Source organism: Streptomyces sp. NPDC051909, from assembly GCF_040681095.1.
Lineage (GTDB): Bacteria > Actinomycetota > Actinomycetes > Streptomycetales > Streptomycetaceae > Streptomyces.
On record NZ_JBFAYA010000017.1, the window covers coordinates 88,756 to 111,524 of the forward strand.

General features: G+C 69.9%; 8 protein-coding genes. 6 read left to right on the top strand and 2 right to left on the bottom strand.

The annotated features are described in order from the left end of the window. Positions 1 to 9: 9 nt before the first annotated feature. Positions 10 to 1,449, bottom strand: coding sequence for an N-acetylglucosamine/diacetylchitobiose ABC transporter substrate-binding protein (ngcE, locus tag AB0M18_RS25820; RefSeq protein ID WP_365761920.1), 1,440 nt, complete (start codon positions 1,447 to 1,449; stop codon positions 10 to 12). A 392-nt stretch (positions 1,450 to 1,841) separates the two neighbouring features. On the opposite strand from ngcE, the gene AB0M18_RS25825 reads away from it, so the two are divergent. Beyond that, on the top strand, positions 1,842 to 5,663 hold the full coding sequence (locus AB0M18_RS25825; RefSeq protein ID WP_365761922.1) for a GH92 family glycosyl hydrolase: 3,822 nt from the start codon (positions 1,842 to 1,844) through the stop codon (positions 5,661 to 5,663). Positions 5,664 to 5,737: 74 nt separating this feature from the next. Here the strand turns inward: AB0M18_RS25825 and acnA are convergent, their stop codons facing one another. After that, complete coding sequence (gene acnA / locus AB0M18_RS25830) at positions 5,738 to 8,458, bottom strand: aconitate hydratase AcnA (RefSeq protein WP_365761924.1); 2,721 nt, start codon at positions 8,456 to 8,458, stop codon at positions 5,738 to 5,740. A gap of 293 nt (positions 8,459 to 8,751) precedes the next feature. Between acnA and AB0M18_RS25835 the strand changes: the two genes are divergently transcribed. From AB0M18_RS25835 to AB0M18_RS25855, 5 genes are all read left to right on the top strand, one after another. Continuing rightward, positions 8,752 to 9,930, top strand: a complete 1,179-nt coding sequence (locus AB0M18_RS25835) for a hypothetical protein (protein ID WP_365761926.1) — start codon at positions 8,752 to 8,754, stop codon at positions 9,928 to 9,930. Between the two features lie 65 nt (positions 9,931 to 9,995). Beyond that, on the top strand, positions 9,996 to 10,352 hold the full coding sequence (locus AB0M18_RS25840; protein WP_365761928.1) for an extradiol dioxygenase: 357 nt from the start codon (positions 9,996 to 9,998) through the stop codon (positions 10,350 to 10,352). 96 nt (positions 10,353 to 10,448) lie between these two features. Continuing rightward, positions 10,449 to 11,978: a UDP-N-acetylglucosamine 1-carboxyvinyltransferase gene (locus AB0M18_RS25845; protein WP_365761930.1), complete on the top strand. Its 1,530-nt coding sequence runs from the start codon at positions 10,449 to 10,451 to the stop codon at positions 11,976 to 11,978. A 309-nt stretch (positions 11,979 to 12,287) separates the two neighbouring features. Further along, positions 12,288 to 15,953: a LamG domain-containing protein gene (locus AB0M18_RS25850; RefSeq protein WP_365762044.1), complete on the top strand. Its 3,666-nt coding sequence runs from the start codon at positions 12,288 to 12,290 to the stop codon at positions 15,951 to 15,953. Positions 15,954 to 16,165: 212 nt separating this feature from the next. Then, the gene (locus tag AB0M18_RS25855; RefSeq protein ID WP_365761932.1) at positions 16,166 to 22,768 is read left to right on the top strand and encodes an RHS repeat-associated core domain-containing protein; all 6,603 of its coding nucleotides are present in this window, start codon (positions 16,166 to 16,168) and stop codon (positions 22,766 to 22,768) included. The last annotated feature ends 1 nt before the right edge of the window (position 22,769 follow it).

The following is a 22,769-nucleotide window of genomic DNA, read 5'->3' on the forward strand; positions in this document are numbered from 1 at the left end:
GTCCGCCCGTCAGTCGCGGTGGTTCTTCTTGGCCGCCGGGTCCTTGGCGGCCTTGTCGACCGCGGCCTGGGCCCGCTTCAGCCATTCCGCGGGCTGGATGCGCTTGGCCATCAGCTCGTTGGAGGCGTTCTGGATCTCGGTGTCCATCTCGCTGTACCACTCGGTGTAGAGGTAGCGGAACGTGTCGGTGCCGGCCTTCTTGGAGGCCTCGACCGTGGACTGGGTGCCCGGGCGGAGCTTGACGCTCGGGTCCACGCCGTCGGCGAGGATGGTGAGCGAGTTGGCCTCCTTGGCGAAGAGCGTCGACCACTCCTTGGAGAGCATCAGACGCATGAACTCCTTCGCCTCGGCCAGGTTCTTGGCCTTGGCCGGGATGATGAAGGGCTCGCCGGAGCCGGCGCGGATCGCCTCGTACGGCATCTTGCTGCCGGGCAGCAGCGGCATCGGCATGAACTTCATGTCGAAGTCGGCGGGGGTCTGCTTGAGCTGCTCGTTCTCCAGCCAGGAGCCGCAGGTGATGAAGGCGGCCTTGTACTGGTTCCAGCGGGTCTGGGACTCGGTGTGCTCCAGGCCGTTGGTGCCGGGCATCAGGTAGCCCTTCTCGACCACCTCGTAGATCGCCTCGACGGCCTGCTTGGCGGCGTCGGAGCCGACGAAGGCCTTGGGGTCGAGGTTGTCGATGGCCTTCATGGCCTCCAGACCGCCGGTCTTGGCGATCAGGTCCATGATGGCGACGTTGATGTAGTACGGGTACTTGCCCTGGTGGGCGAGGCCGCCGATGCCCTGGGCGGTGGCGTCCTTGCAGATGGCGAGGAAGTCGTCCCAGGTCTTCGGCTCGGTCCAGCCCTTCTCCTTGAAGAGCTTGCCGGAGTACCACAGGCCCCACACCGTGTAGATGTAGTTGAGGGCGACGATCTTGCCCTCCTGCAGACCCGCGTCGACGGTGCCGGGGATGAGGGTGTCGCGGACCTTCTTGCTCGGGTCGTCGACCGACGGCGCGTCGAGGACCTCGGCGAGGTCGAGCAGCTGCCCGTTCTTGTGCAGCACGTCGATCTTGATCTTCTGGGCGCCGGAGTCGTCGACGATGTCCGGCGGGTTGCCGGCGTTGAAGCGCGGCTGGAGCTTGCCGGTGATCTCCTGGGTGCCGGTGTGGGTCGCGGTGACGCCCCACTTCTTGTTGAAGCTGGCCTCCCAGGCCTTGGCGTACTCGTCGCCGTAACCGCCCTTGAAGACCACGACGTCGATCTTGCCGCCCTTGGCGACACCGAACGGATTGTCCTTCGTCTTCTCGCCCTTGGGCTTGTCGGACGCCGAGTCGTCGCCCCCGCTGGAAGCGCAGGCGGACAGGAAACTCATGGTGGGCACCGAGATCAGACCGAGTGCGGCAGAACGCTTGATCAGATCGCGACGGCCGAGACCGTCATTGTTCGGGGCGGAGGTGGATCCCATGCTCAAGTCCTCGCCTTCATTCAGGACTCAGGCGGTGTACCGGTCGCCCGTACAGAGTTCGCCTCAGGCGAAGGGCCCCGCCACCGCGGTCAATTGCAGCTGGGTCGTGCAGGCGTCGGGCCGCCGTTGGTTTCCGCGTTTCCGCGACGACGGGCTGGACGCCGACAGGTATAGTCCACTTCCCTTCGCGGGAGCAAGATCGAAACCAGCTTTCCCGTGCAGTCTTCTCCGAGTTGAGACCTGCCGATCGACGATGGCGTTTCTGCCCCGTTTCCTCCTTCCGATTGTCGTCAACACCCTTGACAGCAGGCATCCTTCACCCTTCTCCTGGGTTCTCGCGCAATCGGTCTGACAACGTTGTCTAGAACCAGGGGCAGGAGCGACGACACGGCATGCGTCCCCATCTCAGAGCGGTCTCTCTGGCGGCCTCGGCAGCACTCGTCCTGAGCCTCACCCCCACGGTGGCTCAGGCGCTTCCGGGCCGATCGGGTGAATCCGATGCTTCCGCACGGGAGTTCACCAACTCCTTCGAAGCGGAGGAAACCCAGCCGACCTGGCGGAACACCGTCGAAGTCGGCCCTGACGGAACGAAGCGGACATCCGGGGTCGACGGCGGATTCGTCACCGGCATCCCGGGCAATGTGACCGACCGGGTCACCGCCGTCCGCGCCAGCGGCGAGAACGCCGGCGCCGGCGAGGTCAAGGAGAACCTGGTCGATCTCCAGCCTGGCACCAAATGGCTGGTCTTCGAGCCCACCGCCTGGCTCGAGTTCGACACCGACGAGCCGGTGAAGCTCGCCGCCTACGCGCTCACCTCGGCCAACGACGCCGCCGAGCGCGACCCGAAGGACTGGGTCCTCAAAGGCTCGGCGGACGGCGAGAACTGGACGGTGCTCGACACTCGGAACGGCGAGAGCTTCGCCAGGCGCTTCGAGACGAAGTCGTACGACATCCCGGGCGCGGCCGGCGGAGGGGCGACCGCCTACGCCCACTACCGCCTGGAGATCACCAGGAACGCCGGCGCGGGCCTCACCCAGCTCGCCGACCTCCAGTTCTCGAACGGTGACACCTCCCAGCCCGTTCCCGAGGAGATGCGCAGCGCCGTCGACCGCGGCCCCAGCGGCTCCCCCACCGCCAAGGCCGGAGCGGGCTACACCGGGAAGCGGGCGCTGCGCTACGCGGGCACCCACCAGGGCGGGGGCCGGGCGTACTCGTACAACAAGGTCTTCGACGTCGACACCCGGATCGTCCGCGACACCGAGCTCTCCTACAAGATCTTCCCGTCGATGTCGGCCTCCGAGACCGATCTGAACTACCCGGCCACGAACGTGTCCGTGGACCTGGCCTTCACCGACGGCACCTATCTGAGCGAGCTCGGCGCGACGGACTCGTACGGCGGGCCGCTCACCCCGCAGGGCCAGGGCGGGGCCAAGCGCCTCTACGTCAACCAGTGGAACCAGGTCACCGCCCGGATCGGCGACGTGGCGAACGGCAGGACGGTGGACCGGATCCTGGTGGCGTACGACTCCCCCAAGGGCCCGGGGAAGTTCCAGGGCTGGCTCGACGACGTCTCGATCGCGCCGAAGACCCCGCGGCAGCCTTACGACCGCCTGTCCGAGTACGCCTCGACGACCCGCGGCACCCACTCCTCGGGTTCCTTCTCGCGCGGCAACGACTTCCCCGCGACCGCCGTCCCCCATGGCTTCAACTTCTGGACGCCGGTGACCAACGCGTCCACGCAGAGCTGGATCTACGAGTACGCGCGCGGCAACAACGCCGACAACCTGCCGACCCTGCAGGCGCTGTCCGTCAGCCACCAGCCGAGCCCGTGGATGGGCGACCGGCAGACCTTCCAGGTGATGCCCTCGGCGGCGGCCGGGGCCGTGCCGACCGACAAGGCGGCCCGCGCGCTGCCGTTCCGGCACGCCGACGAGTCGGCGAAGCCGTACGCGTACGGGGTCGGCTTCGCCAACGGGCTGAAGGCGGAGGTCGCACCGGCCGACCACGCTGCGGTCATGCGTTTCACCTACCCCGGTGACGACGCGAGCGTGGTCCTGGACAACGTCACCGCCCAGGGCGGACTGACCCTCGACCCGGCGACCCGCTCCTTCACCGCCTTCTCGGACGTGAAGAGCGGACTGTCGACGGGCGCGGGCCGGATGTTCGTGTACGGCGTCTTCGACGCGCCGGTCACGGACTCGGCGGCGCAGGGCGTGAAGGGCAGTCTCCGCTTCGACGCGGGCGCCGACCGGACGGTGAACCTGCGGATCGCGACCTCGCTGATCTCCGTCGAGCAGGCGAAGGCCAACCTCGCCGACGAGATCCCGGAGGGCACCTCCTTCGAGACCGTGCGCGAGCGGGCGCAGGACGCCTGGGACGAGGTGCTCGGCCGGGTGACGGTGGAGGGCGCGAGCCACGACCAGCTGGTCACCCTCTACTCCAGCCTCTACCGGCTCTATCTGTACCCCAACTCCGCGTACGAGAAGGTCGGTTCGGCGTACCGGTACGCCAGCCCCTTCTCGGCCCCGGCCGGGCCCGACACCCCGACCCGTACCGGCGCGAAGATCGTCGACGGCAAGGCGTACGTCAACAACGGCTTCTGGGACACCTACCGCACCACCTGGCCGGCCTACTCCTTCCTCACCCCGAGGAAGGCGGGCGAGCTGGTCGACGGCTTCGTGCAGCAGTACAAGGACGGCGGCTGGATCTCCCGCTGGTCCTCCCCCGGCTACGCGGACCTGATGACCGGCACCTCCTCGGACGTGGCCTTCGCGGACGCGTACGTGAAGGGCGTCGACTTCGACGCGGAGGCGGCGTACGAGGCGGCCCTGAAGAACGCCACGGTGGCCCCGCCGAGCGGCGGCGTGGGCCGAAAGGGCACGGCGACCTCCACGTTCACCGGCTACGCCTCCACCACGACCCACGAGGGCCTGTCCTGGTCCCTGGAGGGCTACCTCAACGACTACGGCATCGCGAGGATGGGCCGGGCGCTCTACGAGAAGACCGGCAGGAAGCGGTACGCGGAGGAGTCGGCGTACTTCCTCGACCGGGCCCGCAAGTACGTCAGCCTCTTCGACGCCAAGGCCGGCTTCTTCCAGGGCCGGGACGCGAACGGCGCCTGGCGGGTGCCCTCGGAGTCGTACGACCCGCGGATCTGGGGCTACGACTACACGGAGACCAACGGCTGGGGCTACGCCTTCACCGCCCCGCAGGACTCCCGTGGTCTGGCCAACCTGTACGGCGGGCGGTCCGGCCTCGCGAAGAAGCTGGACGCCTACTTCTCGACGCCCGAGACGGCCTCGCCCGACGTCGCCGGCTCGTACGGCAGCGTCATCCACGAGATGACCGAGGCCCGGGACGTGCGGATGGGCATGTACGGGCACTCCAACCAGGTCGCGCACCACGTGCCGTACATGTACGACGCGGCCGGGCAGCCCTGGAAGACGGCGGAGAAGGTGCGTGAGGTGCTGTCCCGGCTCTACACGGGCAGTGAGATCGGGCAGGGCTACCACGGCGACGAGGACAACGGCGAGCAGTCGGCCTGGTTCCTGTTCTCGGCGCTCGGCTTCTATCCGCTGGTGATGGGCAGCGGGGAGTACGCGATCGGCTCGCCGCTCTTCACGAAGGCGACGGTGCGGATGGACAACGGGCGCACCCTGGTGGTGGAGGCGCCGCGCAACAGCGCCCGGAACATCTACGTCCAGGGCGTGAAGGTGAACGGGGTGCACTGGAACTCGACGGCGCTGCCGCACGGGCTGCTCGCGCAGGGCGGCACGCTGAAGTTCGACATGGGTCCGAAGCCGTCGGCGTGGGGCACGGGCGCCTCGGCGGCCCCGGTGTCGATCACGAAGGACGACAAGGTGCCGGCGCCGCGCGGGGACCTCGTCCAGGGCGCCGGTCCGCTGTTCGACGACACGTCGGTGACGGCGGGGCCGGTGGCGGCGAGCGTCGATCTTCCCGTCGCCGGTCAGGTCAAGGCCGTCCAGTACACGCTGACGTCCTCGGCGGACCGGGCGAAGGCGCCGGCGGGCTGGGCGCTCCAGGGCTCGGCGGACGGGGTGACCTGGACGGACCTGGACCGGCGGGACGGTGAGTCCTTCGCATGGGCCCGGCAGACGCGGGTGTTCTCGGTGGCGAAGCCGGGGACGTACGCGAAGTACCGGTTGGTGGCGGCCGGTTCGGGTGAGCTGGCGGAGGTGGAGCTGCTGGGCTGAGGCCCGTACAGGAGCATGAGTAAGGGCCGGTCTCCATGGAGACCGGCCCTTACTGCTGGGCTACTGCTTGATCCTTAGCCGCGGATCAGGTTGCGCAGCACGTACTGCATGATGCCGCCGTTGCGGTAGTAGTCCGCCTCACCGGGGGTGTCGATGCGGACGACCGCGTCGAACTCGACACCGGTGTCGGTGGTGACCTTCACCGTGCTCGGCGTGGTGCCGTCGTTCAGCTCGGTGATGCCGGTGATGGAGAAGGTCTCCTCGCCGGTCAGGCCGAGCGAGTCGGCCGACTGGCCGGCCGGGAACTGCAGCGGGAGGACGCCCATGCCGATGAGGTTCGAGCGGTGGATGCGCTCGTACGACTCGGTGATGACGGCCTTGACGCCGAGGAGCGCGGTGCCCTTGGCGGCCCAGTCGCGGGACGAGCCGGAGCCGTACTCCTTGCCACCGAGGATGACCAGCGGGGTGCCGGCGGCCTGGTAGTTCTGCGAGGCGTCGTAGATGAACGACACCGGTCCGTCGGCCTGGGTGAAGTCGCGGGTGAAGCCGCCCTCGGTGCCCGGCGCGATCTGGTTGCGCAGGCGGATGTTGGCGAAGGTGCCGCGGATCATGACCTCGTGGTTGCCTCGGCGCGAGCCGTAGGAGTTGAAGTCACGACGCTCCACACCGTGCTCGGTGAGGTACTTGCCGGCCGGAGTGTCGGCCTTGATGGCACCGGCCGGGGAGATGTGGTCGGTGGTGACCGAGTCGCCGAGCTTCGCGAGCACGCGGGCGCCCGTGATGTCGGTGACCGGGGTGGTCTCCATCGTCATGCCCTCGAAGTACGGGGGCTTGCGGACGTAGGTCGACTCGGCGTCCCACTCGAAGGTGTTGCCGGTCGGGATCGACAGCGCCTGCCACTGGGCGTCGCCGGCGAAGACGTCCTGGTAGGACTTGGAGAACATGTCCTCGCCGATGGCGTTGGCGACGACGTCGTTGACCTCGGCCTCGGACGGCCAGATGTCCTTGAGGTAGACCGCGTTGCCCTCGGTGTCGACACCGAGCGCGTCCTTGGTGATGTCCACCTTCATGGAGCCCGCGATGGCGTACGCGACGACCAGCGGCGGGGAGGCCAGGTAGTTCATCTTGACGTCGGGGTTGATGCGACCCTCGAAGTTGCGGTTGCCCGAGAGCACCGAGGTCACGGCCAGGTCGTGCTCGTTGACGGCCTTGGAGACCTCCTCCGGCAGCGGGCCGGAGTTGCCGATGCAGGTGGTGCAGCCGTAGCCGACGAGGTTGAAGCCGACCTTGTCGAGGTACGGGGTGAGGCCCGCCTTGTCGAAGTAGTCGGTGACGACCTTCGAACCCGGGGCGAGGGTGGTCTTGACCCACGGCTTGCGGGTCAGGCCCTTCTCCACGGCCTTCTTCGCGACGAGCGCGGCGGCGACCATGACGTACGGGTTCGAGGTGTTGGTGCAGGAGGTGATGGCCGCGACCGTCACCGCGCCGTGGTCGAGGGTGTAGGTCGTGCCGTCGGGGGCGGTGACCTGGACCGGGTTCGACGGGGCGCCACCGTTCGGGTGGTTGGCCGGGGCGTCGGAGGCCGGGAAGGACTCCAGCTCGGCCTCGTCGGCGGTGGTGACGTAGTTGAGGACGTCGCTCTTGAACTGCTCGGCGGCGTTCGCGAGGACGATGCGGTCCTGCGGGCGCTTCGGGCCGGCGATCGACGGGACGACGGTGGAGAGGTCGAGCTCCAGCTTCTCGGAGAAGTCCGGCTCGGCCTTCGGGTCCAGCCAGAGGCCCTGCTCCTTGGCGTACGCCTCGACGAGCGCGACCTGCTGCTCGGAGCGGCCGGTGAGCTTGAGGTAGTTCAGGGTCTCGTCGTCGATCGGGAAGACCGCGGCGGTGGAGCCGAACTCCGGCGACATGTTGCCGATGGTGGCGCGGTTGGCGAGGCTCGTGGCCGCCACGCCCTCGCCGTAGAACTCGACGAACTTGCCGACGACACCGTGCTTGCGCAGCATCTCGGTGATGGTGAGCACCAGGTCGGTGGCGGTGGTGCCGGTGGGGAGCTCGCCGGTCAGCTTGAAGCCGACGACGCGCGGGATGAGCATGGAGACCGGCTGGCCGAGCATCGCGGCCTCGGCCTCGATGCCGCCGACGCCCCAGCCGAGCACACCGAGGCCGTTGACCATGGTGGTGTGGGAGTCGGTGCCGACGAGGGTGTCGGGGTAGGCCTGGCCGTTGCGGACCATGACCGTGCGGGCCAGGTGCTCGATGTTCACCTGGTGGACGATGCCGGTGCCCGGCGGGACGACCTTGAAGTCGTCGAAGGCGGTCTGGCCCCAGCGCAGGAACTGGTAGCGCTCCTTGTTGCGGCCGTACTCGAGCTCGACGTTCTCCGCGAAGGCGGAGTTCGTGCCGAACTTGTCGGCGATGACGGAGTGGTCGATGACCATCTCGGCCGGGGACAGCGGGTTGATCTTCGCCGGGTCGCCGCCGAGCGCCGCGACGGCCTCACGCATGGTGGCCAGGTCGACGACACAGGGGACACCGGTGAAGTCCTGCATGATCACGCGGGCCGGCGTGAACTGGATCTCCTGGCTGGGCTGGGCCTGGGAGTCCCAGTTGCCCAGGGCCCGGATGTGGTCGGCGGTGATGTTCGCGCCGTCCTCGGTGCGGAGCAGGTTCTCCAGGAGGACCTTCAGGCTGTAAGGGAGGCGCGCGGAGCCCTCGACCTTGTCCAGCTTGAAGATCTCGTACGACTCGTCGCCCACGCGCAGCGTGCTGCGGGCGTCGAAGCTGTTCGCCGACACGACAGTCTCCTTCATATATGTGCGCGTTCCACCACATCCTGCCGCCACGTACTCGTCGTCGATCCGCTAAGGTAAGGCTAAGTTAGGTAACCCTTACCAGGGTGGCGGCAGCGGTGCGCCTCGGCAGATATCTCGATGTCGAGATAACTCTAGTACATCACCGGCGGTCGGTCATGCCCGGACCGCCCCCGATCCCGCGTGGCGACCCTTCCGGCACGGCGGGTCTTCCCGCGCGGCGGGCTTCCGGCGCCCGAGGGTGTCGGACCCGGTCGGCCGCCTTTACGATCACCCGCATGACCAGCGGCATGGCGGGGGCGCTCCGGGGCCTGTTCCGAGGGCGCGGACGCGAGGAGGGGGCGGGCCGGGCGGACGGCGACCTGGCCCGGGTCGACGCCGAGATCACCGCCTTCGGGGAGGCGCTCGCCACGCATCCCTTCACGCCCGACCACGAGGTGCACACCCCGGGCCTCCTCGCCGACTACCGACTCGCCCTGGACGCGTACGAACAGGCCAAACGGGACTTCGTCGGCGACCGGACCCTGCGCGACGCCGCCGACGTGCTGCGCTCTCTCGACGCGGGCCGGTACGCCCTGGCCTGCGTGGACGCGGCGCTCGCAGGCCGCCCGCGGCCGCATCGCCTCCCCCTGTGCTCCTTCGACCCGCGCCACGGGCGCGCCGCCGAAGAGGTCGCCTGGGCGCCTCCCGGCGGCGCGGCCCGGATGGTCGCCGTGTGCGCGGCCGACGCCGTGCGGCTCGCGGAGGGCCGGTCGCCGATCGAGAGCGGGCTGCGCGGGCCGGAGCCCCGTTCCGCGCCGCGGCCGCGGCGCGGAACGGACACGATTCCCGCCGCGGCCCCGCCCGCGCCGCCGGCCTCCGAGGCGTACGAGGCGTGGCCGGCACACACCGGGGCGGGGCAGCGGCGGGAGGGCCGGGGCGGGGCGGCGGTCCTGCTCCACCGCACCGGCGCGGCCGAGCCCGCGGTGCTCGTCGTCCATCTGGAGCGGGCCGAGAACTCCTGGGTGGAGCTGACCGGACCCTCCGGCGACGGGCCGCGCCGGCAGCCCCTCACCCACGCCTCCGCGCTGACCCGGGCGGTCGTCCCGCTCCCGGCCGACGGACGGCCCGAGATCCGCCTCCAGATGCACACCGGGAAGGGGTGGCGGGCCTGGCTGCACCCGGTCGACGCGCTCCCCTCCCTGGACCCCCTGCTCCTGGACGACGAGCTCACGTCGGCCGGTTCATACGTGCTGCGGCACCCCGGCGGCCGGGAGCGGATCCGGGTCACCCAGCACTCCGGCTCCGCCTTCGCACTCCACGTCCTGCGTCCGGACCTCCGGCCCGGGCAGGCGCTGTGCGAGGGGGACGGCGCCTTCACCCGCACGGTGGTCACACCGAGGAAGCCGGGGCTGCTGTACGTGCGGTCGCGCGGGACGTGGACGCTGACACCGACCGGGACGGCGAAGCGACCCTGAGCCGGGGCCGCTCGTTCGGCCGCGCGCGCGTTGCCGGGGTGGTGGGGCGGGCCGAGGATCGGAGCATGTTCAGCGGCGCGCACGTCATCCTCTACACCCGCGACGCGGAGGCCGACCGGGCCTTCCTCAAGGACGTCGTCGGCTTCCCGCACGTGGACGCCGGGCGGGGCTGGCTCATCTTCAAGCTGCCACCGGCCGAGATCGCGGTGCATCCGACGGAGGGCGAGCCGAAGCACGAGGTCTATCTGATGTGCGAGGACCTCACCCGTACACTGGCCGACCTGGAGGACCGGGGCGCCGAGATCTCACAGGCCATCACCGAGCAGTCGTGGGGCCTGCTTGCGGCGGTACGGCTGCCGAGCGGGACCGAGCTGCCGCTCTACGAGCCGCGACACCCCACGGCACTCGACCTCCCCGCGTAGGCCGAATCGGGCATATAGCCTCATAAGTAACGACACGTCACCCGAGTGCCACACCCCGATGATCGTCGCATCTCATATCTGAGATAACGTGACGGCATGGCAGACGACTACCTCGTACGCATCGGCAAGCTCATCCGTGACGCACGGCAGCACCGCGGCTGGACCCAGACGCAGCTCGCCGAGGCCCTGGCCACCAGCCAGAGCGCCGTCAACCGGATCGAACGCGGCAACCAGAACATCAGCCTTGAGATGATCGCCCGCATCGGCGAGGCCCTCGACAGCGAGATCGTCTCCCTCGGCTACGCCGGCCCGATGCATCTGCGCGTCGTCGGCCGCCGCCGGCTCTCCGGCGCCATCGACGTCAAGACCAGCAAGAACGCCTGTGTCGCGCTGCTGTGCGCCTCGCTGCTCAACAAGGGCCGCACGGTGCTGCGCCGGGTGGCGCGCATCGAAGAGGTCTTCCGCCTCCTCGAAGTCCTCAACTCCATCGGCGTCCGCACCCGCTGGATCAACGAGGGCGTCGACCTGGAGATCGTGCCGCCGGCCGAGCTGGACATGGAGTCCATCGACGCCGAGGCCGCCATCCGCACCCGCTCCATCATCATGTTCCTCGGCCCGCTGCTGCACCGCCTGGACCGCTTCAAGCTCCCGTACGCGGGCGGCTGCGACCTCGGTACGCGCACGATCGAGCCGCACATGATCGCGCTGCGCCGCTTCGGCCTGGCCGTCACGGCCACCGACAACCAGTACCACGCCCAGGTCGAGCCGGACGTCTCCCCCGACCGCCCGATCGTGCTGACCGAGCGCGGCGACACGGTGACCGAGAACGCCCTCCTCGCCGCCGCCCGCCACGACGGCGTCACCGTCATCCGCAACGCCTCCTCCAACTACATGGTCCAGGACCTGTGCTTCTTCCTGGAGGCCCTCGGCGTACGGGTGGAGGGCATCGGCACCACGACGCTGACCGTCCACGGCATCCCGCAGATCGACGTCGACGTCGACTACTCCCCCTCCGAGGACCCGGTCGAGGCGATGAGCCTGCTCGCCGCGGCCGTCGTCACCGAGTCGGAGCTGACGATCCGCCGGGTCCCGATCGAGTTCATGGAGATCGAGCTCGCGGTCCTGGAGGAGATGGGCCTCGACCACGACCGCTCCCCCGAGTACCCCGCCGACAACGGCCGCACCCGCCTGGTCGACCTGACGGTCCGCCCCTCCAAGCTGGAGGCGCCGATCGACAAGATCCACCCGATGCCCTTCCCGGGCCTCAACATCGACAACGTCCCCTTCTTCGCGGCCATCGCGGCCACGGCCCAGGGCAAGACCCTCATCCACGACTGGGTCTACGACAACCGCGCCATCTACCTCACCGACCTCAACCGTCTCGGCGGCCGCCTCCAGCTCCTCGACCCCCACCGCGTCCTGGTCGAGGGCCCCACCCGCTGGCGCGCCGCCGAGATGATGTGCCCGCCCGCGCTCCGCCCGGCGGTGGTCGTGCTGCTGGCGATGATGGCGGCGGAGGGCACCTCGGTGCTGCGCAACGTGTACGTCATCAACCGCGGGTACGAGGACCTGGCGGAGCGGCTGAACTCGGTGGGGGCGCAGATCGAGATCTTCCGGGACATCTGAGGTGCGGATGCCGAGCCCTGCCCCGTGCGCCCGCGCGGGGCAGGGCTCGGCATCAGGACGCCAGGGGGTCGTGCCGACATTACTCATGGGTAACGATCACATCGCAACCCTGTGCAGTCGGCCGAACACCCTCTACCCTCCAAGATCGTTTGATCTGAATTCGTCAGATCCAATGGGGGGGATGTGGCTATGAGGTGGAGACGCCGCACACGCGGCTCGAGCGGCAGACGTGACCGGCTGCTGATATCGGGGGCCGCCTCGGCGGTGGCACTGTCCGTCCTGTCCGCGCTCGGTCCCGGTCCGGTGGCGATGGCCGCGGCCGGTGCGCCCGTCTCGCCCGAAGCGAGCGAGGCGGAAAGGGCGCTGACACAGGCACAGGAGACCGGCAAGCGGGTCGAGGTGCTCGGCGAGCGCTCGGAACGTTCGACCGTCTTCGCGAACCCGGACGGTTTCTCCTTCACGCTTGAGGAGTCCGCGGTTCCGGTGCGTGTGGCCAAGGCGGGCGGAGGCTGGGCGGCCCCCGACGCGACCCTGGAGCGCCGTCCGGACGGCTCCGTCGTGCCGAAGGCGGCCACGGTCGCCATGGAGTTCTCCGGCGGCGGGCAGGACGACCCGCTGGTGCGGATCGAGAAGGACGGCCGCTCCCTCGCGCTCAGCTGGCCCGGCGAACTGCCGAAGCCCGAGCTGGACGGGGACAGCGCCCTCTACAAGGAGGTCCTGGCGGGCGTCGACCTGAAGGTCACCGCCTCCACCGAGGGCTTCCGCCACGTGCTGGTCGTCAAGACGCCGCAGGCCGCCGCCCGGCCCGAGCTGAAGAAGATCGACTACTCCCTCGAGGCGGAGGGCCTGCGGATCGTCAAGGGCGTCCACGGTGACCTCACCGCCCTCGACGAGGACGGCAAGCGGGTCTTCCGTGCCCCGCCGGCCCAGATGTGGGACTCGGCCGGCGACGCCCGGGCCCAGCAGGCGCGGCAGACCCGGCAGGCGCAGAGCCGGAAGACGTCCAAGACGCCGCTCCAGGCCACCGGACCCGACGGCGCGGCAGCGGCCCCGGCCGCCGGCACGGCCGACGCCGCCCCCGGAGCCGACCCCTTCGAGGCCGCGGCTCCGGCCGCTCCCGCCGATCCCGCCGATCTCGGTGTCGAGCCCGCCGCCGGTGACAACGTCGCCACCATGGGCGTCGCGGTCGGCCGGAGCTCCCTCGCGGTCGTCCCGGACGCCAAGATGCTCACCGGCACCGACTCCGCCGCCTTCCCCCTGTACATCGACCCGACGGTGACGTGGGGCGTGTCGGAGCGCACCCTGCTGCGCTCGGACGGGTACACCTCGTACGGCTGGAGCAACGGCACCGACAACGAGGGCAAGGGAGTGGGCCACTGCGGCACCTGGGGCGGCTACACCTGCGGTTCCGGGTACACCCAGCGCCTCTACTTCGAGTTCTCGCCGGCCAGCCTGGCGGGCAAGCAGGTCCTCGACGCCACCTTCCGCGCGACCGAGACCTGGTCGTTCACCTGTGACGCGCGCTGGGTCGACCTGGTCCGCACGAACAACATCTCCTCCTCCACGACCTGGTCTTCGCGCCCCGCGGAGCTGGACTGGATGGGCGACCGGTATGTCTCGGCCGGTCGCGGCACGGCGTGCAGCCCCTCGCAGCCGGCGGCGGCCATCGAGTTCAACGACAACCCGGAGGAGACCAACGAGAACCTCACCCCGACGGTCAAGGCCTTCGCCGAGGGCAAGTTCTCCCGGCTCACGCTGGAGCTGCGGGCCCACGACGAGTCCGACACCTCCGCCTGGAAGCGATTCCGGAACGACGCGGTCCTCGCGGTGAGCTACGTCGGCCTGCCGGACAAGCCCACCGGGGTCGGCCTGGTGACCGGTTCCGGAACGGTGTGCGAGAAGAGCGAGGGCGACCCCGCGATCATCTCCGACCCGACCCCGACGCTCTCCGCCATCGCGCAGACCAAGTCGGGCGGCGAGTCCGGTGCCCAGCTGCAGGTGTACTTCGACCTCGACGAGAAGAACTCGTCCGGCACCTGGGTGGACTCCACCGACGGCAACGGGTCCCTGCGCCCCACGTCCGGCTACGTCGGTGACAACACGAAACTGACGATGTCCTGGTCGACCCTGAAGGAGGGGACGCTGTACCGCTACCACGCCTGGACGTGGTCGTACTACGGCTCCAACCACCTGAGCAGCGCCGTCTCCGACGGCGACTGCTACTTCAAGGTCGACACGACCGCGCCCAAGGCCCCGCAGGTCACCCTCGGCGCCCCGTACACCGTGTGCACCACGAACGACTGCGCGGCGCACGGCGGACCGGGAGTCGCCGCGCCGCTGACCTTCAAGCCCGCCTCGGGCGACACGAACAACGTCGCCTACCAGTACAAGCTCTCCTCGGCCGCGGCCTGGTCCGCCGAGAAGGCGGGCTCGACCGTCTCGGTGTCCATCACCCCGGCCGCCTCCGGCACCCAGCGGGTGTACGTACGCGCCAAGGACACCGTGGGCCGCTGGGGCGCCCAGCAGGTGATCGACTTCCTGGTGGCCGCCGGTGAGGGCCCCGTGGGCCTCTGGCACTTCGGCGAGGCCTCCGGCGTCGCCGTGGACTCCGCCACGGCGCCCGGCACCACCCGCCACGACGCCACGCTCGGCGGCGACGCCGTCCGCGACGACCGGGGCCGGCGCGGTCTGATCACCCACGACAGCAACGGCGTGGAGCTGCCCAGCCCGGTGACCGACAAGGGTCTCGCCGTCAACGGCACCGGCTACGCGGCGACCTCGGGCCAGGTCCTGGAGACCCGGTCGTCCTACACCGTGGCCGCCTGGGTCCGGCTGGACAAGCCCGGCCGCAACTACACGGTGCTGAGCCAGAACGGCACCCACCGCAGCCCGTTCTACCTGGGCTACGAGGAAAAGCTCGGCGCCTGGACGTTCCGCGCCGTCAACGAGGACGCGCCCAAGGACGGGTCCTGGTCGTACCAGCGGGTCAGCTCCGCGCAGAGCCCCGCCTGGGGCACCTGGACCCACCTGGCCGGTGTCTACGACTCCACGGCCAAGGAGCTGCGGCTGTACGTGAACGGCACCCTGCAGGGCAGCGTGCCGTACACGACGGCATGGGCCGCGACGGGTCCGCTGCAGATCGGCCGCACCTGGTGGTCGGACGTGTACACGGACTACGTGCCCGGTTCGGTCGACGAGGTCGCCGTCTGGCAGCGCGCGGTGACGGGCGAGGAGATCGGCAAGGAGGCGGACCCGAAGATCTCCGAGGGCTTCGCCGCGGTCGAACTCGTGGCCGACTGGAGCGCCTCGCGCGGCAGCGGGACCACGATCGCCGACACCACCTCCGGCTACGGCAAGGCGCTCACCCTGAGCAACGCCACCCTGTCGGAGGACGCCATCGAGCTGAACGGGACGAACGGCTCCGCCACGGCGCCCGGCCCGCTGGTCGACGGCACCGGCTCCTTCACCGTGACCACGCTGGTCGGACTCGACTCGGCGAAGCTCGCCGCCAAGCAGGCTCCCTATCCGTACTACGGGCAGGTCCTCGGACAGCGCACCGCCGACGGCTCCGCCTGGGGCTTCTGGTTCGAGCTGACCAAGGTCGTCGAGGAGTTCAACCCGGAGACGCTGCAGGATGAGCGCAAGCCTTACGGCGTCTGGCACTTCGGCCGCCTGAAGGCGGACGGCGGAACCGAGTGGGTCACCTCCGAGGAGATGGCGGAGATGGACAGCCCGGTCCGGCTCACCGGCGTCTTCGACGCCCGGACCGGGACGATCTCGCTCTACCTCGGCCACAACCGGAACGGGTCGGCCAAGGAGTACAGCGCCACACTCGGCACCGGGGAGTTCGCCGTCGGCAAGGGCTACACCAACAGCACCTGGCAGCACTACCTGCCCGCCAGGGTGCACGAGGTCCGGCTCTGGGCCGGGGCGATGGCCGGCTCGGAGCAGATCGACCACCGCGTCGGCGACTGACATCACCAGCGCGGGCGGAGCCTCACCGGCTCCGCCCGCCGGTCGTTCGCGCGACCTCGCGGTGCCGGACAGTACCCGGCACCGCCGACCACGGACGCGAACGGCACGGCCCGGGGCGCATCGCCCCGGGCCGTGCCACGCCTCGTCGGGCAGCACCATGCCCGGGTCCGTCGTCCCATCCTTCATTCCGGTTATTTGGGGGCGGAATTCTCATGTCATTCGGAAGACAACACCCGACACCACGGGTGCGCGGCCGCCGGCGAGGGAACCGGCTGCTGCTCGGCTCGCTCTCCCTGGCACTGGTCGTGCCTCTGGGCCTGGCACCATCGGCCCTCGCGGCCGAGGGCCCCAAGGGCCTCGGCCGCAGCGATGTGCCCGATCCCCGGTCCAGCAAGGTCGCGCCTGTCACGGGGCAGGGCGCCAAGAAGGCCCGTGATCGGCGGGCCAAGGACGCCGAGGCCAACGCCCGGCAGACGGCAGAGGCCAAGACCGAGCGGCAGGCCCGCTGGCCCGGCGCCGGCAAGGCCACCCTGAAGCTCGCGGCCGCGCCCAAGTGGGCGGCTCCGGCCGCCGGTCCGCTCGCGCCGGCCCGCGCGGCCGCCGGGAACGCCGGGGACGTCCCGGTCGCCGTGACTCCGGCACCGGCCGGATCGGCCCTGTCGCCGCGCGCCTCGGGCCGGTCGGCTCCGCAGGCCCCGGCCGCCGGTGACGCCCATGTCACGGTGCTGGACCAGAAGGCGGCCGAGCGGGCGGGCATCACCGGTGTCCTGCTCACCGCCACCGCCGACACCGCGGGCCGCGCCGAACTCAGCGTCGACTACAGCGGATTCGCCGGCGCCGTCGGCGGCGGCTGGGCGCAGCGCCTGCGGCTGGTGCGGCTGCCCGGCTGTGCGCTCACCACGCCCGAGAAGGACGAGTGCCGGACGCAGACGCCGCTGCCCTCGCGCAACGACGTCAAGGGACAGTCCGTCTCCGCCGAGGTCACCCTGGGTGCCGGTGACGACGGCCTGAGCACCCAGCTGCTGTCCGCCGCCACCGGGAGCACCGCGGTGTTCGCCGTGGCCGCGACCGGCGGCGACGGCGCGTCCCCGGCAGGCACCGGCGACTACTCGGCGACCGAGCTGTCGGAGTCCTCCTCGTGGCAGGCGGGCGCCAGCTCCGGCGCCTTCACCTGGTCGTACGACTTCACCACACCGGCCCCGGCGGCCGGGCCCGCCCCGGAGCTGAAGCTCTCGTACGACTCCGGCAGCGTGGACGGCCGCACCGCGGGCACCAACAACCAGGGCACCACGGTCGGTGAGGGCTTCTCGATCACCGAGTCGTACATCGAGCGCTCCTACGGCCGCTGTGACGACGACGGCCACGCGGACGTCTTCGACAGCTGCTGGAAGTACGACAACGCCACCCTGATGCTCAACGGCAAGGCGTCCCGGCTGGTCAAGAACGGCAGCACGTGGCGGCTCCAGGGCGACGACGCGTCCAAGGTCACCCGCTCCACCGGTGCGGACAACGGCGACGACGACGGCGAGTACTGGACCGTGGTCACCGGCGACGGGTCCAAGTACGTCTTCGGCCTGAACAAGCTGAGCGGTGCCGGCACCGAGCGCACCGGCTCCACCTGGACCGTCCCGGTCTTCGGCGACGACTCCGGCGAGCCCGGCTACGACAAGGGCAGTTCCTTCGCCGACCGCTCCGTGACCCAGGCCTGGCGCTGGAACCTCGACTACGTCGAGGACACCCACGGCAACGCGGCCACGTACTGGTACGCCAAGGAGACGAACTACTACAAGAAGAACAAGGCGACCAAGGCGAGCGCCGACTACACGCGCGGCGGCTACCTGAAGGAGATCGACTACGGTCTCCGCAAGGACGCGCTGTTCACCGGCAAGCCCGACGCGAAGATCACCTTCGGGTACGCCGAGCGGTGCACGGCCACCGACTGCTCCTCGCTCACCAAGGACACCGCGAAGAACTGGCCCGACGTGCCGTTCACCGCGATCTGCTCGCAGGACGACACCGACTGCTACGCGACGGCGCCGTCGTTCTTCACCCGCAAGCGGCTCACCGCGGTCAACACCTACGTGTGGGACGCCGCGTCCACCACGCACCAGCCCGTCGACTCCTGGGCACTCACCCAGGAGTACCTCGACGGCGGTGACATCGGCGACTCCAGCGACCAGGTCCTCACTCTGAAGTCGCTGCGCCGCACCGGCAAGGCGGGCACGGACATCGCGCTGAACCCGCTGTCGTTCACCTATCAGATGCGGCCCAACCGGGTCGACGCCACCGACGACATCCTGCCCCTGACCCGCCCCCGCATCTCCACGATCACGACGGAGACCGGCGGCATCACCACCGTCACGCTGTCCGGCCCGGAGTGCGTCCGCAGCGAGGTGCTGGGCGCGGCCGAGGACACCAACACCCGCAACTGCTACCCGCAGTACTGGAACATCAACGGCGCCGCCGAGGCATCGGTCGACTGGTTCCACAAGTACCGGGTGACGGCGGTCAACCTGACCGACCCCGCCGGCCAGAACGACGGCGTCGAGCACGAGTACGTCTACGGCGGCGCCGCCTGGCGCTACAACGACGAGCCGCTGGCGCCGAAGGACGAGCGGACCTGGTCCGACTGGCGCGGCTACCGCGAGGTGACCGTCTACAACGGAGCCCGCGACACCACCCGCAGCAAGACCGTCACCCTCTTCATGCAGGGCATGGACGGCGACAAGAAGAAGGACGGCACCACCAAGTCCGTCTCCCTCGCCCCGCTGAGCACGCCGGATCTCGGCATCGCGCCGGTCACCGACAGCGAGCAGTACGCGGGCACGGCGCGGGAGACCGTCACCTACGACGGCGCCACGCCGATCAGCGCCTCGGTCAACGACCCGTGGTCGCAGGAGACGGCACGACAGACCGTGCCGGACGCGGCGGACCTGGTCGCCCGCTTCGTGGGCACCAGGAAGTCCACCGCGTACACCTATCTGACAGTGCCGAAGACCTGGCGCTCCACCGCCACCGCGACGACCTACGACGCGTACGGCATGGAGAGCACCAAGACGGAGTACGGCGACACCGCCAAGAGCGGTGACGAGACCTGCACCCGCACCTGGTACGCGCGCAACGACGCGGCCGGCATCACCAAGCTGGTGTCGCGCACCCGCAAGGTCGGCAAGGCGTGCTCCGTCGCGGACAGCAGCCTGGTCCTGCCCGCCACCACGGACACCCGCGGCGACGTCATCTCCGACACCGCCACCGTCTATGACAAGACGGGCGTCACCGGCTGGACCGCGTCCCAGACGCCGACCCTCGGCGAGGCGACCTGGCAGGGCCGGACCTCCGGCTACGCGGCCACCGCCGACACCAGCGGGAACCGCAACCCGACCGGCTGGCAGACCACCGAGAAGACCACCTACGACTCCCTCGGCCGCTCGCTGACCACCGAGGACGCCCTCGGCCAGACCTCCAGCACCGCCTACACCCCGACCGACGACGGCCCGGTCACCCGGACCGTCACCACGGACGCGGCCGGCCATCGGGAGGTCGCCCTCCTGGAGCCGCTGCGCGGGCAGCCGGTCACCAAGTACGACAAGAACCTGAAGAAGACGGAGATCACCTACGACGCCCTCGGGCGGATCACACAGGTCTGGCTGCCCAACCGCAGCCGCGCCGTGGGCTACTCCCCCAACAAGAAGTTCAGCTACGCGATCAGCAACACCAAGCCGTCCGCGGTGGGCACCTCCGTGCTCAAGGCCGACGGGGAGACGTACAGCACCCAGTACACGATCTACGACGCGCTGCTGCGCAAGCTGCAGACCCAGTCCGACACCCCGCAGGGCGGACGGCTGCTCACCGACACCCGCTACGACAGTCGCGGTCTGGCCTACGAGACCCACGTCGACATCTTCGACAGCACCACCGCACCCAACGGGACGTACACCCGGGCGGAGTACGGCGAGTCGCCGAAGCAGAGCAACGTCGTCTTCGACGGCGCCGAGCGCACCGTCAGCAACACGCTGTACACCTTCGGCGTCAAGAAGTGGTCCAAGGCGACCAGCTACACCGGTGACTCCACCGCCGTCACCGACGTGACCGGCGGCGTCGGCACCCGCAACATCACCGACGCCCTCGGCCGCACTGTCGAGTCCCGTGAGTACGCGGGTCCCGGCACCTCGGACAGCGGCTACGGCGGCAGCCTCGGCGCCGGCTACAGCTCGGTGCGGACCAGCTACGCCCCGGACGGCAAGAAGACCTCGGTCACCGGCCCGGACGGCGCGAAGTGGTCTTACGGGTACGACCTGTTCGGCCGCGAGAAGACCGTCTCGGACCCCGACAAGGGCACGTCGTCGAACGACTACGACGCCCTCGACCGGGTGGAGAAGACGACCGACTCGCGAGGCAAGTCGATCATCACCGAGTACGACAAGCTGGGCCGGGTCACCGGCACCTGGGCCGGCTCGAAGACCGACGCCAACCAGCTGACCGCCCGTACCTACGACTTCCTGCTCAAGGGCAAGCCGTACACCACCACCCGCTACGTGGGCGGCAAGACCGGCAAGGCCTACACCAGCACGGTCACGGCGTACGACGACAACATGTCGGCCACCGCGACCAAGGTGGAGCTGCCCGCCGACGACCCGCTGGTCAAGGCCGGGGTCCCGTCGGTGATCGAGTTCGATACCCAGTACCGGCTCGACGGCACGATCAAGAACTCCACCGAACCGGGCCTCGGCGGCCTGGCCAAGGAGATCGTCGACTACGACTACACCGACACCGGACAGGTCACCAAGATCACCGGTGCCACCGGCTACCTGCTGGACGCGGACTACGCGCCGACCGGCGAGGCACAGCAGTACGTCCTCGGCACGGCGAACACCGAGACCACGAAGAAGATCTACCTCACCAACACCTACGAGGAGGGCACCGGAAGGCTGACCCGCAGCCATGTCACGGACCAGACGCACCCGTACATGCTGCAGGACCTCAACTTCGCCTACGACCCGGCCGGCAACGTCACCTCGGCCACCGACCCGGCCCTCATCGGTGGCCAGGGCCAGGCCGAGACCCAGTGCTTCAGCTACGACGGCCACCGCCGGCTGACCGAGGCCTGGACCCCCGCCTCGCAGAAGTGCGCGGACCCGCGCGACGCGAGCAGCCTGTCGGGCCCGGCCCCGTACTGGAACGGCTACACCTACAACACCGCCGGCCAGCGGACGTCGGAGGCCCGGCACACCGCCAACGGCACCGCGACCGACACCTACTGCTACACGTCGGGCGCCCAGCCGCACACCCTGGCCGGCATCAGCACCAACGGCGACTGCGCGGCACCGCAGCGGACCTACACCTACGACTCGTCCGGCAACACCCGCAGCCGTCCCGGCGACCAGGGACAGCAGGACCTCATCTGGTCCGCGGAGGGCAAGCTCAGCAGGCTCACCGAGGGCACGCAGGGCACGGACTACGTCTACGACCCCGACGGCGCCCTGATGATCAAGCAGGCCGCCAACGGCGAACGAATCCTGTACGCCGGCAACACCGAGCTGCACCTGCGCGCGAACGGCACCACCTGGGCACAGCGCAGCTACCGGTCGGGCAACCTCACCGTCGCGGTCCGCACCAACCAGACCGGGACGAACAAGCTGTACTACCTGGCGGCGGACCACCACGGCACGCAGAGCCTGGCCATCACCTCGGACGCCGCCCAGACGTTCAGCAAGCGGTACACCACGCCGTTCGGCGACAAGCGCGGCGGCGCCGTGGGCTCCTGGCCCACGGACAAGAGATTCCTCGGCAAGACCGCGGACGACGACACCGGACTGACGCACGTCAACGCCCGCGAGTACGACCCGGGCATCGGTCAGTTCCTCAGCGTCGACCCGGACTTCAACGCGAGCCGGCAGCAGTCGCTCAACGGCTACGCCTACGCCGGCAACAACCCGGCGACGCTGTCGGACGGCACCGGCCTGGCGGTGCCCGAGTGCATGCAGCCGAGCAAGTACGGCATCACCTGCCGCGGTGGCATCCCGGTCTCCAGCGGCTCCGGCAGCGGATCCGGTGGCAGCGGTGGTGGAGGCGGCGGCGGCTCCGGTGGCGGCGGTGGCGGTGGCGGCACCGCGGGCACCGGCAACACCACGCCGTCCTATGTCTCGGGCGCGACCATCTACCAGGGAAGCACCGGCTACACGTCCGGCTACCTGATGGAGATGTACACCATCCGCCAGGACTACAAGGCCGCTGACGCCGCGATCCGGGAAAACGGGCTGCGTCTGGTCAACGCGGGCGGCGACGCGTCGGCCATCGCGCAGGAAGCCGTCATCGCGCGCAACCTCAACCGGTTCAACGCCCGTGGACCGATCGAGCAGCTCGCCTTCCCCGTCGTCCGACGGTTCACCGGGACGGTCGACTTCCCGACCTACGAACAGCTGAGAGAAGGCTCGCAGCGAGCCACGGCCACACCCAAGACGGACATGGGCATCATCGATTCCGCGGCGAAGACCAATCCGACCGCCGACAGGCTGGCCCGCGGAGCGCGCATCGCCGGACGCGGACTGATCGGGCTCGAGGTCGGGGTCGGCGTCTACAACGTCGCCACCGCCCCCGAGGGCGAGAAGGTCCAGACGGCCGCTCGTGAGACCGGCGGCATCGTCGGCGGCCTCGCGGGCGCCCAGGTCGGCGCGATGTACGGAGCCAGCATCGGCACCCTGTGCGGCGGACCGGTCGGTACCGCGGTCGGCGGTATCGTCGGCGGCGTCGTCGGCGGCGTGATCGGAAGCGGCGTCGGCCGGAAGATCGGCGACTTCCTGGGAGGTCTGTTCTAGC